Here is a 12,644-nt window from a genome sequence, read left to right on the forward strand (position 1 = left end):
TCTGCTTTCTTGGGAAATGCAGATCGCTATTTTTTGTAATGGTTTTAGGGTATCAGCTTCTGCTGGTAATCCAGGAGTATCGGCATCAACGTAGGAAAGGTCCAGGCAAAGTGGTGCTTACTGTAGGTAATGGGACGGTAGGCCGACAGATAATTTTCATACGATTGGCCGGGATAGATATTTCGCATTGCTTCGAGTAAGTTAGGTGGCCAAAAGCCAGTGGCGGTCCCCGGATTGGCTACATCCGGATTGTTGTACCAAGGCCATTCGGATGGATGTTGACTGTAATAGAATAAATAGCTGATGGCCTGTCGAATCGAAGTTCCTTGCTCTGCGCTGATGAACAAGTTCTCTCCTGTGGCCTGATAAATACACCACATCGAGGCTGTCAGTGGGGCCAGGGAAAAATAAGTATACCAGAGGCCTTTTGCCTGACGTTTGACTTCCTCGATCAGGTGGCCATCGGAGGCAATTTTTTCCGGTAGATCATGTTTGATCAGTTTGATGAGGTACGAGAGTTCGTCTTTGTTATCCAAAAAAGAAGCGGAAAGCAGATTGGCATATCGCGCCCAATCTGCGGTATTGTTGTGATTTTCACGTAAGCTGTGTGCGGCTTTCTGGTACACTTCGGTCGTCCAATGTTCAAACTGTATCCGGTCTTTTTCTTGCCACAACCGGTCGTGCTTGAGCAATTCTGCAGCAATCATAAGCCCCGGCCCAGCATAAGAAATGACTAATGGTCCATCGAGCTGAGCATAGCTTTTGTTGGTGCCCGCCCAGGAATTTAGGAAATAAATCGCCTTTAAGGCGTATTTTTTGTTGCCACTTAGTGTGTAGGCTAATGCTGTCGTATAGGCGGAAAAAGCATCTGATTGCAGGTTTTTGGCCATGGCGCGGTGCGCTTCCCTGTCATCGTAAAAGCCCGGAACATTAAATTCCGGTACCGCATGCTGTGGGCTTGCCATCAGCGAATCGGCGAGCCTTATCAGCTGCTGATAAGCACTGTATACGGGCTCAGACTTCTGGCTGATTGCCTTCTTTACAAAGCTGATCTGTGCTTCTGGATGCATGAGTGAAGACTGTGCAGCACTCTTATGGTAAACAGGTAACAGCGCTAGTGCGCATAAGGTATTTTTAATTAATGAGCTTAATAATGTTTGTGCTGTCCGGATGCAGCCCATACCGATTTTTATCAATGACATGTTGTATTGGAATAGTTGATTTGTAAAACAATGATAGCAATGGGGGGGATTTGCCACTGCAAAATAATAAAACTTTCCTGCTTTTGCAAACCCCAATGGTGTCGAAAATTGACGGAATCTTGCCTTCGCCGAAGAAATTGGAAGGGCACACGCTCATTGCTCAATGGAAAATGATAACCCAAAAATAAAGAGATGCTATCCCCAAAAAAAGCTAGTCTATCTTTTTTTGGAAAAATTCGATTTGAATTATTGCTATGAAGTCACTAACTTCATGGCAGAATAATCAATTATGGACTCATATCAAAACCTGCCTGAGAAAGAACTCTTGCGTCTGCTCCATTGTGGGGACATGAAGGCCTTTGATCTATTGTACCACCGATATAGTCCAACCATATATGCGAACATCCTCAAATTTATGCGAGATGAGACGGTAGCCGAAGACCTGCTTCAAGATGTCTTTGTCCGCATCTGGGAGAATAGACTGAGGATAGATCCCGAACAGTCTTTTGCGGCTTTCTTATTTACGTGTTCACGCAATATTACCTTTAATTTTAAAAGACGGCTCAAGCTGGAAATGGAGTCTGCCGTTCGTCTGGCACAAGCGGCACCTGAAGGGGAAAATACCATTGATCGCGTTTTGGAATCAAAGGAGGCCCAGGCATGGGTCGAACAGCTGCTGGATAAGCTGCCACAGCAGCGGCAAAAAATATTCCGGCTCTCTAAACTCGAAGGAAAAAGTTATCAGGAGATTGCTGAGGAGCTGGGCATTTCGGTCGCGACGGTAAGGGACCATATTGTCAAAGCCAACAAATTCATGCGTAGTGCCGCTTTCCAGGACAGCAGTTTTTCGGCGCTTCTACTTGCCCTGCTATTTCTTTCAGGCAAATAAAAAAAAAATTTGTCGGAGCAGACCTTAAATGAATCCTGCGTGTATTTACTTAAAACTTACACGGGGTGGATAACAATAAATCTAAAATAAACCAATTACTGCAAAAGTATAAAGAGGGGAGCTGCTCGGCTGAAGAAATTGCCTGGCTGCAGAAAGCATTGACCGAAGAGGACAATGAAGCGGTGGACCGGGCCCTCGCCGAAAGTCTGTTGCAGCCCGATACGAAGGTAATCGTAGGGGAATGGCGTCCCGAAAAAACATTGGAAAATATTAAAACGAAGCTTGTTGACCAAGAAAGCCAACGTGACATAAAGCTACCCTTAAGATGGCCTTACTGGGCGGCGGCAATCACACTTTTCCTAATGCTCTTTTCGTTGTTGATCTGGAGACAGCAACAAGATGGTCATTCGCTGCAAGCTACGCGCAACAATCTACAGGGGCCGCCGGCCAGTGAGGTGCAGCCGGGGGGTAACCGGGCAACTCTACGCCTGGCAGATGGCAGTCTCGTACAGCTCAATGAGCAGCAGACGGGAATTATCATAGGGGATGAGATCCGGTATGCAGATGGTCAGCGGTTAGCTGATGGACGGATGGGGCAGCAGGCAGCCGGCGATCTCAGCAAGGTCATGCTGGAGTTGCGGACACCCATGGGTGGCATGTATCAGATCACGTTGCCCGACGGGACTAAGGTATGGCTCAACGCAGCTTCTTCCTTAAAATATCCCGTTAGGTTTGCGCAGCAGGAACGCAGGGTACTGCTGGAAGGAGAGGCGTTTTTTGAAGTGACCAAAGATGCAGCTCGCCCATTTAAGGTACTCAGCCGCGGACAAGAAATTCAGGTACTGGGTACCGCCTTTAATGTCAATGCCTATCCCACAAATAACCTGATCAAAACCACATTGGTCAGCGGAAAGGTAAAACTATTTAATGAGGGACAGTCGACCCAGGCGGTATACCTACAGCCGGGGCAGCAGTCGAGCAATGGTGGCCAGGGGACAATTCGCATCGCGCAGATTGATCCTGCTCCTTTTATCGCCTGGAAAGAGGGCTTGTTTTATTTTGAAGAGACACCGTTGACGGAGGCGCTTCAGCAGATCGGGCATTGGTACAATGTGGAGGTCAAATACAGTGACGGACTACCGCAGTCCCACTTTTATGGCCGGATAAACCGGGACAAACCGCTGCAGGATGTGCTGGACGTATTAACCGAAGCCGGGTTGCATTTTGAAATCAAAAAGACAGGTGATAAGCGTGTACTGCTGGTCACAGCCCAGCCTTAATTAGAACGATCTATGAATTATAAATCCTAAATAACCATGAAAACAAAACCAATGATGACACCGACTTAAGCTAAGCCAGGATACATGTTGGACAAAAAAGACAGTGCTGGGGGGCACTGTCTCGGATGGATGCATGTATTTACCTTGTTGCCCGAAGGCAAAATTTTGATAACCATTTATAAATAACATACAAACCATACAAACATATGATTTTTTATTCATTTGTTAGGCTACATCCGTGGAGTTTAACGTTACGTAGTATACTGATTATGAAATTGATCATACTCATTTCCTTGCTGACTATTATGCAGGCCTTTGCAGAGGGAAATGCGCAGACCATAAACCTTACCGCAAAGCATGTCACGCTAAACCAGGTGATGCACAGTATCCAAAAACAGAGCGGGCTAAACTTTTTTTTGAATGGCAAGGCATTGGCCCAGGCCAGGTTATCGGTAAACATTCAGCATGCCAAGCTGAAGGACGCTATGGACGCCATTGCGGCACCGCTCAATCTGGACTGGGTAAAAAAAGATGAGGTCATTATCCTCAAACCTAAACGCAGAAGCAACATGGCGTCAGCTACGGATGTAATCCAGCGCACGGTACGGGGGCGTGTCGTCAACAGTAAGGGCGAAGCGCTCACAGGAACCACAATTAGTGTGAAAGGAACCACCGTCTCTACAAATACGGATCAGGAGGGCCGCTTTTCTTTACAGTTGCCTCCCGGCAGCCAGGTGCTGGTCTTCTCCAATGTGGGCTACCAACGGCAAGAAAAAACCGTGAATGGTAACGACGAGCTGCAGGTGGTACTGCAAGAGGAAGTCAGTGGCCTGGATGAAGTGGTCGTCGTGGGCTATGGCAGCCAAAAGCGCGCTAATGTGATAGGCGCTGTATCCACCGTCAGCAGCAGCTCGCTGGAGAACCGCTCCACATCCACGTTGTCCTCATCGCTTTCGGGTCTGGCCGCAGGCGTAAACGTGCAGGCCTCAACCGGAAAACCCGGCGCTGATGGCGCAAATATCCTGATCCGTGGTAGGGGTACGTTGAATAATACCTCTCCACTGGTGGTGATCGACGGTATAGTCGGATCCATGGATGCCGTCAACCCCAATGATGTGGAATCGATATCGATCTTAAAAGACGCCGCAACGGCAGCAATCTACGGTTCGTTGGGTTCCAATGGCGTCATCCTCATCACAACAAAAAAGGGCGCAAAAGGAAAGAATAATGTGTCCTATACGGGTATGGTATCCATGCTGCGTCCCAATAATGTGCCGGAATTTGTTACCGACTATGCCCGTCATATGCGTCTGGTGAACGAGGGTTTTGTCAACCTGGGCCAGGCTCCGGTGTATACGGATGCGACGATCGGCCAGTGGGAGGAAGCAAAGAAAAACCCGGCTGCTCTCAGTGAGTTTGGTATCCCCAACGAGGTCGCTTATCCCAATACGGATTGGGGAGATGTACTTTTTGGTCAGCGTAAGCTGCTGCAAAATCACAACCTCTCGCTCAACGGAGGAACGGAAAATACGCAGTATCTGTTTTCGGTGGGATATTTCAACAATCCGGGCACCATGCCAAAAACCGGGGCGGATAAGATCCGCATGCGGGTCAATCTGCAATCCAAGGTCGCTAAATTCCTGACCGTGGGTACCCAAACTTTCGGTGACATGCAGAATTTAAGTGTGGCCGATGTAGGAACGGCATATGCTTACCTTACCCAGACGGTGCCCGGGGTGTATCCGTATTATAATGGTGTGTATGGCTTTCCGGCTGCCGCAGAGGAGTCTGCAACGGCCAACAACGCCCTGGCTTCTCTGAATGGAGTAGCTGGAAAAAATCAGGTGAACCGCTTCAATACGACTATCTTTGCCAAGCTCAGTCTGATGAAAGGTCTCGAGTTTGAGTCAAAGGTCAATTACAACCACAGTTATACCGAAACCAATTCACATCAGGTGCCCTATGAGAAATGGAATTTTGCGACCAATAAGTTAAGTACGGCAGCGCTATCTCCTGGGCAGATCACCACTCAGTATGGGTTGACCAAAAGCTACAACGTCATTGTCGATAATGTGCTGCGTTACAACGGTAACTTCGGTCAACACGACGTCGGCGGAATCCTAGGCTACAATGAGCAATATTTCAATCAATATACGACCGGAGCTGCTAAGCTTGGCCTTGTACATCCGGATCTCACGACTTTTAACTCGGCGACGTCGATGAGTTCGATCACTGGAGATGAGGCCGATTATGGATTGCGTTCGTTTTTTGGCAGGCTCAACTATGCCTATGCCAATAAGTATCTGGCCGAAGCAGTAATGCGTTATGATGGTTCGTCCCGCTTTGGATCCGCCAAACGCTGGGGGTTCTTCCCAGCATTCTCGGCAGGATGGCGGATTTCGGAAGAGCCCTTTATGGCTCCGCTGAAATCATTTTTGGATGATCTCCGCATCCGGGCATCCTGGGGTAAAACCGGAAATAATGCCTCTGGCGATTATGATCACCTGCCTTCATACGGCGCCGTTAATTATTCCTTTAATAATCAGGCCGTACGCGGACTGGCACAAACCAAACTGGGCAACGACATGTTACATTGGGAAACGACGGCAACCACAAACCTGGGATTCACCGCATCGGCCCTGCAGGGTAAACTGAATGTCGAATTTGATATTTACCGTGCTTTGACAGACGGGATTCTTTATGTGCCGAATATTCCCGCCATTGTGGGTACGGCCAATGCCGCGACGATGAACATAGCCGAAGTTAGCAAGCGTGGACTGGAGCTGACTATCGGCTACCAAGGCCGGGTAAATGACTTTAAGTATAGTGTATCCGGTAATTTTGCCTACAACAGCAACCGGGTAGAGAAATACAAAGGCGCACTGTCGGAAGGCTATGTGACTGATGCGGGTGGTAACCGGGTTTATCAATCCAATATCGGTATGGTATCTGCAGGAGGTAACCAGCGCATTCTTGAAGGTCACGAAATCAACGAGTTTTATCTATACAATGTATACAGAGGGTCGGGAAATCACTTTCTCGCAGATGGTACTGTCAATAAAGAGGGCGGCCCCCGTGATGGCATGATCCGCACCGAAGCGGATATGGAATGGCTGAAAGCCATGGTGGCCGCGGGATATTCCTTCCAGCCTGCTGATGGGATAGACCCCACAAAAATCTGGTACGGAGACTTGATCTATTCGGATCTCAACGGAGATGGCATCTACGGAAATGTCTATGACCAGAAATTTATGGGCAAACGGGCGGTACCAGCATTCAATTATGGTCTGAGCGTCAATTTGGGGTACAAAAATTTTGATGCGTCCATGATCTGGTCAGCCTCATCTGGAGTATCGTATTATTGGAATGAACTGTATCTCAATTCTTCCATCGTCGCCCAGGGCAAGTCGGTGCCGGCGCTGGTGGCAGATGACCATTATTATTACAATTCGGCCAATCCCGCAGATCCTAACAACCGGATAAATGGTTATTATCCTCGCCTCAAAGGCGTGACGGATGCGCAAAATGGCCGTACGAGCGATTTCTATTTGTACAATGCAGCCTTCGTGAAGCTGCGCAATCTACAGATAGGCTATACACTTCCCGAAAGCTTGGCTAGCCGTTTTTCAATTGCCAAACTACGCCTATATGTAGCTGGCGAAAACCTGCTGACCTGGACCAAGTTTCCGGGACTTGATCCCGAGATCGGGCCTACGGCTAACTATCCGACCATGCGTCAGTATTCACTGGGATTGAACCTCACTTTTTAACTCTAACGAACATGAAAAAGATTATAACCATTGCATTGATCATCAGCTTATTCGGATGTAAAAGAGATCTGCTGGATACCTCACCTTATTCGTCGGTATCTACAGCGACAATGTGGACGACGGACAACCTGACGGATCTGGGCGTTGCCGGGATTTACAATTCCTTCAGACTGCTGATGGGGCATAGCGGCTTGATATCTCCTTATGAGCTTTACCAGTTTGACCGGTTTTCCTATACAGGACAGGGACGTTTTGATGAACCTCTGCTTACTGGAACCATCACCGCGGGGGATCCGATGTTCCTTAAGGTGTGGCAAATCCAATATGAAGGTATCCAACGCGCCAACGATGCCCTGAAAAATATACCGTTAAAATCACCTTCCGCACCTGAGAAAAAAGCCCGTTATATCGCTGAAGCAAAGTTTTTACGTGCATATTTCTATTTTAGGCTCAATCAGCTGTACAAAGGGGTGCCCATCTATCTCGAGCCATTTACCGCAGTGGAAGCGGTCAAAGGACGCAGCTCCGAGGCCGAAGTATGGGATCAGATTCTGAAAGATCTTGCGGACTGTATTGCCGAACCTAATTTTCCGGACCGCTATCCTGCAGGTAACGGTAGCTATGGTCATGCGACCAAAGCTGCAGCTTATGCCCTACGCGGCAAGGTATATCTGTACCGTAAGGAGTGGGCGAAAGCCGCCGCAGACTTTCAGAAAGTGAAAGATGCAGGGCATACTTTATTTGCAGATTACAAAGCACTGTTTAAAGAAGCCAATGAACAGTGTCCGGAGATGATTTTCTCTATCCAGCACCGCAGTGAGTCGGGATATGGCAACAATATGCAGCTGTTCTGCGGTTGGCCGTCCGTCTATTCCCGTGGCTGGAACTATTACATGCCTTCACCCCATCTGGTTGATCTATATGAGAATAAAGACGGTTCCAGGTTTGAGTGGGATAAGGTCATTCCCGGGTACTCCGGCTTAAGTGAAAATGAACGGGAGGTGTTTTTCCTGCGCAACAACCTCACGGAAGCTGAAAAGGCTGCGGCAGCAGCCCGAGGAGCAAAAATGAGCCTATACCTGCCACAGGGCAACGAAGAACGCATCAAAAAAGCGTATGAGAACCGCGACCCGCGCCTGCAGGCCAACATCGTGACACCCTATTCGACATTTAGGGGTGCCTACAATTTTACCAACGTCGAAAGCCTTCAATATATGCGCTGGCCATTCCGTGGGCAGGCACAGGTCGACGGTGATATTCAAAGTGATACTCAGATTAACTTTTTCTACTTCTACCGCAAGTTTGTCGCTGAAGGTGTCAACGAGATTGTAGATCGCAATTATGGTCCCATCGATTTTCCAATCTTCCGCTATGCGGATGTGCTGCTGATGTGGGCCGAAGCGTTGAATGAAGATGGAAAGCTCAACGAGGCAATCGCCAAGGTGAACGAGGTGCGCCAACGTGCGGGTGTGGCACTCCTCAATTCAAATGCGGCAACCGCTGTGGGCGGAAAGGATGATCTACGGCTCCGCATCCAGAATGAACGTCGTGTGGAATTCCCTAATGAAGGAATCAACTATTTTGATGAGCTGCGTTGGGGGACCTGGAAAGAAAAGGTGTTTCAGCCGGGCAATGGCCGTAAACAGATTTGGGGAACAAATGCCAGCAATTATAGCTATAAAGGCGATTTTCTGAATACCTGGCCTATTCCGACCTCCGAAATTCAGATGAACGTCAACCTGACACAAAATCCAGGATGGATTGATTAACTTTATTATACTGACCGAGCCAGAGCAGCACCAAAGGGAGCATGCTCTGGCTCTTCCCTGATAAACCGAAAACAATATGAGACGAATACCTTTGCTGTTACTGCTTTTGTTCACTGCCTCGTTTGGCGTTGCGACCGCGCGTCCAGATTCAAGCGAAATGGTGAAAAAGGCCTTTCATCTAGCTGAGCAACAATATAATCTGCTTTACCACAATCATAAGGATCTAAGCCGCTATCCACGGTCGGCCGACCCCAATGGGAAGACATCTTTCACGGCGATCAGTGACTGGACCGGAGGTTTTTGGCCGGGATGCCTCTGGTATGTTTTTGAATATACTGGACACGACAAATGGCGGGATGCTGCATTGAAATGGACCAATTCATTGCGTGACAATCAATTCAATACCAACCACCATGATATTGGTTTTGTCATGAACTGTAGCTATGGTAATGCCTACCGGCTCACGGGAGATACCACATTCAAAGCTATCCTGATCCAGAGTGCCAAGTCCCTGCTGACACGCTTCAACCCGAAAGTAGGCGCCATCAAATCCTGGAATAGCTTCGCATCCTGGGACGGTAAACATACCTATACCTTTCCGGTGATCATCGATAATATGATGAACTTGGAGCTACTATTTCTTGCATCCAAACTTTCCGGGGATCCGGTGTACCGCGATGTGGCGGTACGACATGCCGAAACAACCTTAAAAAATCAGTACCGACCCGATTTTAGTTCCTACCATGTAGTCAACTACGACCCGGAAACAGGCAAGGTGCTGAGCCGCGAAACGGCGCAAGGTTTTGCGGATAACTCTGCTTGGGCACGTGGACAGGCCTGGGGGCTATACGGCTTTACCGTCATGTACCGGGAAACTAGAGATCTCCGTTATCTGGAGGCTGCGTTAAAGATGGCGGACTTCTATCGCCGACATCCGCGCTTGCCTGCCGATAAAGTGCCACTCTGGGATTTTGATGTCGATCAGCCGGGGCATCAACCCAATTGGGATTATCGAAAGAGCGATTTCAGCGCAATTCCCCGGGATGCTTCTGCGGCTGCTGTGACAGCCTCTGCCTTGCTTGAGCTGGTTGATTATGTGCAGCCAGACCTGCAGAAGGCCTACCTGGATCTCGCTGGGGTAATCTTAGCGTCGCTAGGGTCTGACCGTTATTCCAGCAAAGTAGGCGATAATGGCTATTTCATACTTAAACATAGTGTAGGCAGCATCCCCCACAAAGGTGAAATCGACGTTCCGCTGGTGTACGCGGATTATTATTACCTCGAAGCGCTGCTCCGTTGGAATAAGCGTGTAAATGAATCCGAACAGCGGCTGATGCAGCAGTGGAAACAAATGAATGCCAGAAAAGCGATGGCATTGGCTGACTTCAGACAACAAAAGTTCGGCATGTTTATCCATTGGGGGCTTTACGCCATTCCGGCAGGCATCTGGAACGGGCAAAAGATCGAGGAACTTGGAAGCCCTAGTGTTGCTGAGTGGATCCAATTGGTAGCAAAGGTTCCTCGGGCCACTTATGCTGATCTTGCTGATCAATTTAATCCGCAGGACTTCGACGCGGATGAGATTGTCAAAATGGCCAAGAATGCCGGGATGAAGTACCTGGTGGTGACCAGTAAACATCACGACGGTTTCGCCATGTACGATTCAAAAGTGAGTACTTTCAATGTCGTGCAAGCTACACCCTTCAAAAGGGATGTTATTCAGGAGCTTTATGAAGCCTGTCTCCGTCATGGGCTGGATTTCGGTATCTATTATTCCCACAATATAGACTGGCGAGATGGCAGCGATGCGCAGTATGCTGTGACCAAAGCGCACAACGATCTGCTAGACAAAAAAACGGACGGCTTCGGTGCAAATCGCTGGGATCCCAGTCCAAATTCGTTTGCAGCCTATATCAATGACAAAGCGATCCCGCAGGTACGCGAAATTATGCAGCGCTTTAAAAAACTGAAATATATCTGGTTTGATATGCCAGGGTTGATGACTGCCGGGCAAAGCCTTCGCTTTTACAAAACCGTGTATGAACTCAATCCGGATGTCATTGTTTCCGAACGCATCGGTAATGGTATGGGCGATTATGCCATACCCGGTGACAATCGGATTCCGACAGGCAACGAAAACTTCGGTAAACCTTGGGAGGCGATCGGGACATTCAATCACTCGTGGGGATATAAATCGTATGACCATGATTGGAAGTCGATCGACGAATTGCGTTACTGGTTACTAGAAATCAGCAGCAAAGGAGGCAATTATATGCTCAACATCGGTCCCGATGAAAAAGGACAGGTCGCAGAGCAGGTCAAGAAAAATCTTGGTATATTAGGCGAATGGCTGACGACCAGCGGCGAAGCAATTTATGGTAGTGTACCGTGGACAATACAGCACGAGGGGCCGACCTCCATACAGATTACGGATACCGAACAGCGTGAAAGGGAAGGGTTTACCGCGGACTTCACACCATCTGATTTTTGGTTTACGCAAAAACAAGGCTTTGTATATGTGCTGGCAATGCGGTCATCTGCTGACGGAAGGGTCACCGTACGCAGCTTAAGCAGCAATAAGGCACGAGTTGAGACAGTTGAGATCTTGGGAGCTGGTCATGTGAAGTTTAATCAGGACGAGAATGGCCTGCATCTGCGCCTGCCACAGAAACTGCGTAACAGTGCTTTGGGATACTCGTTAAGAATTAAGCTCGCGAAAGCCGCAGCCAGTCCGATGATAAAATGACCAAGCTGATGATATACCGAATAAAAGCAATTTTTTGCGCGTTGCTCTGCTACCTGGGTGTAAGCAGTACAGCTGTCAGAGCACAAGCCGAACCGGCCCTTCCTATATGGAACGCTGCTGGCCCGGTGCTTTTCCTGGGCAATAGCATTACCTATGCTGGCCAATATGTCGCCATGTTGGAGAGTCTGATGCTGGTTACCCATCCGACAAGCAAGCCTATGTTTATCAATCTGGGACTGCCCAGTGAAACGTTGTCGGGATTGAGTGAACCGAACCACGCTGATGGAAAATTTCCGCGTCCTTGTCTTTTCGACCGGTTGGATAATGTGCTGAGCAAAATCAGTCCCGAGGTTGTGTTTGTCTGTTATGGGATGAATGACGGGATTTACCTACCATTTGACGAAGCGCGTTTTGAAGCGTATAAAGACGGAATTCTACGCCTACAGCAGCGTCTGCTGCAAACTGGCGTAAAGCGTATCATCTGGATGACCCCACCGGTACATGACGATCCGCAGTTGCGTCTTGGAGGCTATAACCTTGTGCTTGACCGCTATGCGTCCTGGCTGCTGGCTCATGCCGGCCAAGAGGGTTGGGAGGTCATTGACTTGCACTTTCCAATGAAAGATTATCTGGAGCAGCAAATAAAGATCGATAGCATGTTCAGACTGGCTACAGATGGTGTTCACCCCGGCATACAGGGGCATTGGCTGATGGCCAAGGCAATTGTTGCGCATCTGCTGCCCGACATGCCCTTGGCTTCCACTTGGGAGGAGCAGTGCAGGCGTTTTCCCCAACTGGAAAGGCAATATCCTTTGGTGCTAAAACGTGAGACCATCGTGAAAGATGCCTGGCTGACCAGCACAGGCCACAAACGGCCGGGCATGGTCAAGGGAAAGCCGCTCTGGGAAGCGCGTAGGCTATATGACCAGCTTCAAAAGGAGATTGCGGGACATTGATGCCTGATTAAACTGAACTTTTATGTATAAAC

Annotated in this window: 7 protein-coding genes; 6 read left to right on the plus strand and 1 reads right to left on the minus strand. The window is 48.6% G+C overall.

Annotated elements, in window-relative coordinates; translation table 11 throughout:
• Positions 1-44 precede the first annotated feature (44 nt).
• The gene (locus FGL37_RS14365; RefSeq protein ID WP_051606814.1) at positions 45-1,202 is read right to left on the minus strand and encodes an alginate lyase family protein; all 1,158 of its coding nucleotides are present in this window, start codon (positions 1,200-1,202) and stop codon (positions 45-47) included.
• Positions 1,203-1,491: 289 nt separating this feature from the next.
• Between FGL37_RS14365 and FGL37_RS14370 the strand changes: the two genes are divergently transcribed.
• The 6 genes from FGL37_RS14370 (at position 1,492) to FGL37_RS14395 (ending at position 12,612) form a co-directional block, all read left to right on the plus strand.
• Positions 1,492-2,091 (plus strand): RNA polymerase sigma-70 factor, encoded by a 600-nt coding sequence (locus FGL37_RS14370; RefSeq protein ID WP_081817856.1) that lies wholly within the window; start codon positions 1,492-1,494, stop codon positions 2,089-2,091.
• Between the two features lie 65 nt (positions 2,092-2,156).
• Positions 2,157-3,371, plus strand: coding sequence for a FecR family protein (locus FGL37_RS14375; protein ID WP_028069781.1), 1,215 nt, complete (start codon positions 2,157-2,159; stop codon positions 3,369-3,371).
• A 269-nt stretch (positions 3,372-3,640) separates the two neighbouring features.
• The gene (locus FGL37_RS14380; RefSeq protein WP_028069782.1) at positions 3,641-7,141 is read left to right on the plus strand and encodes a SusC/RagA family TonB-linked outer membrane protein; all 3,501 of its coding nucleotides are present in this window, start codon (positions 3,641-3,643) and stop codon (positions 7,139-7,141) included.
• Positions 7,142-7,152: 11 nt separating this feature from the next.
• The gene (locus tag FGL37_RS14385) at positions 7,153-8,910 is read left to right on the plus strand and encodes a RagB/SusD family nutrient uptake outer membrane protein (RefSeq protein WP_028069783.1); all 1,758 of its coding nucleotides are present in this window, start codon (positions 7,153-7,155) and stop codon (positions 8,908-8,910) included.
• 76 nt (positions 8,911-8,986) lie between these two features.
• Positions 8,987-11,656: an alpha-L-fucosidase gene (locus tag FGL37_RS14390; RefSeq protein WP_081817858.1), complete on the plus strand. Its 2,670-nt coding sequence runs from the start codon at positions 8,987-8,989 to the stop codon at positions 11,654-11,656.
• An 8-nt stretch (positions 11,657-11,664) separates the two neighbouring features.
• Positions 11,665-12,612 (plus strand): SGNH/GDSL hydrolase family protein, encoded by a 948-nt coding sequence (locus tag FGL37_RS14395; RefSeq protein ID WP_028069784.1) that lies wholly within the window; start codon positions 11,665-11,667, stop codon positions 12,610-12,612.
• Positions 12,613-12,644 lie beyond the last annotated feature (32 nt).

Origin of the sequence: Sphingobacterium thalpophilum, from assembly GCF_901482695.1 — a bacterium.
Lineage (GTDB): Bacteria > Bacteroidota > Bacteroidia > Sphingobacteriales > Sphingobacteriaceae > Sphingobacterium > Sphingobacterium thalpophilum.

Coding starts and splice junctions, on each gene's coding strand:
- FGL37_RS14365 (WP_051606814.1), bottom strand. CDS start 1,202: ATGTCATTGATAAAAATCGGTATGGGCTGCATCCGGACAGCACAAACA.
- FGL37_RS14370 (WP_081817856.1), top strand. CDS start 1,492: ATGGACTCATATCAAAACCTGCCTGAGAAAGAACTCTTGCGTCTGCTC.
- FGL37_RS14380 (WP_028069782.1), top strand. CDS start 3,641: ATGAAATTGATCATACTCATTTCCTTGCTGACTATTATGCAGGCCTTT.
- FGL37_RS14385 (WP_028069783.1), top strand. CDS start 7,153: ATGAAAAAGATTATAACCATTGCATTGATCATCAGCTTATTCGGATGT.
- FGL37_RS14390 (WP_081817858.1), top strand. CDS start 8,987: ATGAGACGAATACCTTTGCTGTTACTGCTTTTGTTCACTGCCTCGTTT.
- FGL37_RS14395 (WP_028069784.1), top strand. CDS start 11,665: ATGATATACCGAATAAAAGCAATTTTTTGCGCGTTGCTCTGCTACCTG.